Annotated in this window: 2 protein-coding genes; both read left to right on the top strand. The window is 70.5% G+C overall.

Features of this window, described 5'->3' with window-relative positions:
- A partial coding sequence (locus AC1D01_RS33775) for a class I SAM-dependent methyltransferase (protein ID WP_477873829.1) occupies positions 1-709 on the top strand: 709 nt, incomplete at its 5' end.
- 12 nt (positions 710-721) lie between these two features.
- Positions 722-1,519 (top strand): aminoglycoside phosphotransferase/kinase family protein, encoded by a 798-nt coding sequence (locus tag AC1D01_RS33770; RefSeq protein WP_477873828.1) that lies wholly within the window; start codon positions 722-724, stop codon positions 1,517-1,519.
- Positions 1,520-1,645 lie beyond the last annotated feature (126 nt).

The raw sequence follows: 1,645 nt of genomic DNA, 5'->3' as shown, positions 1-1,645 counted from the left end.
CATCTGCGGCGAAGCGGCCGTGCTGGCGATGCTCGACGGCTGGTTCGCCGGCCGTGCAGGCGACTGGTGGCAAGACTTCTACGCCGATCGCCAGAAGCCGGTGCCGTTCTTCGGTGACGCGCCGGACGAGAACCTCGCCGAATGGGCCGATGCGCATGCGGCCCCCGGCCTGCGGGCACTGGACATCGGCTGCGGCAACGGCCGCAACGCGCGCTTCCTCGCGAGCCGCGGCTTCGAGGTCGACGGCGTCGACTACGCGCAGGCGGCGATCGATTGGGCCACGCAGCGCGCGAACGAACTCGGCGTGCCGGTGCGCTGGCACTGCAAGTCGGTCTTCGAGCTCGGCATGCCGGCGGGCAGCTTCGACCTTGTCTATGACTCCGGCTGCTTCCACCACCTGGCCCCGCACCGTCGGCACACCTACGTGCAGCTGGTCAGCGAGGCGCTGCGCCCGGGCGGCTGGTTCGGCCTGGTGTGCTTCCGCCCAGAAGGCGGCAGCGGGCTGTCGGACGCCGAGGTCTACGAGCGCCGCACGCTCGGCGGCGGCCTGGGCTACACCGAGGCGCAATTGCGCGCCATCTGGGCGACGGGGCTCGAGGTGCAGGGCACGCGGCGCATGCTGAAGCCGCCGCCGGGGGCGGAGGTGTTCGGCGAGGAGTTCCTGTCGGTGCTGTGGGCGCGCAAGCCCGTGCATTCCACCGGCGCGTGATGGGTGGTGGCGATGGATGAAGCAGTCCGGCGTTTCACCGACTCCCCGCTGCGTGAGCGTTTGCCGGGCGGGCAGGGCCGTTCGGTGCGTGCCGGCGACCTGGTGCTGAAGCCGGTCGACGAAATCTTCAAGTACGAGTGGCTGGGCGATGTGCTGGAGGGCGTCGACTTCCACGGCCTGAAGGCGGCGGCACCGGTGCGATCCCTGGCTGGGGCCTGGTGCGAGCAGGGGTGGGGTGCGACACGCCATGTCGACAGCGCCTTCGTCGAAGGGCGGATGGCCGACAAGCTCGCGGCTTCCACTGCGTTTCATCGCGCGGTCCGCCACATCGGCAAGCCGGCCGCGTTCGACGCGTGGACCAACCCATGGACGGCTGCCGCCCAGGTCGCGTGGAACGAGCGCGGTGTGCCCGAGGACGCACGCGACGAGGTCAAGGCCGTGGTGAGGTCGTTGCAGTCCCGCTGGCAGCCCGTCGACCTGCCGAGCCAGTTCGTCCACACCGACCTGGCGGGCAACATCCTGTTCGACGGCGATGCACCGGTCGTCATCGACATCTCGCCGGCGTTCCGGCCGGTCGCGTACGCGCATGCCGTGCTCGTGGCCGACAGCATCGCGTGGCATCACGCGCCGGCGGCGTCGCTGGAGTTGCTGGACCTTCCGCACGCGCTTCGACGGCAGCTGGTGCTGCGCGCCGTGGTGTTCCGCCTGTGCGTGCCGCTCTTCTTCGATGCGGCGAATGCCGCGGCGTTCTACGCCACGCTGCGGGAGTTCGAGCCGGTGCTGGCGTACGAGGGAATCACCGGCGGGTGACGACTCGGGTCAGGCCTTCGCGGGCTTCCTGGTCCCCGGCGGCTGCTTCCTCGCCCGCGCCAGGTTCGACGTCACCAGCGCCGCCGCCAGCGTCACCAGCCACGAGAAGTACACCCACAGCAGGAA

Source organism: Rhizobacter sp. P3_B12 (assembly GCF_056402895.1).
This window is presented reverse-complemented; position numbering and strand designations above follow the sequence as displayed.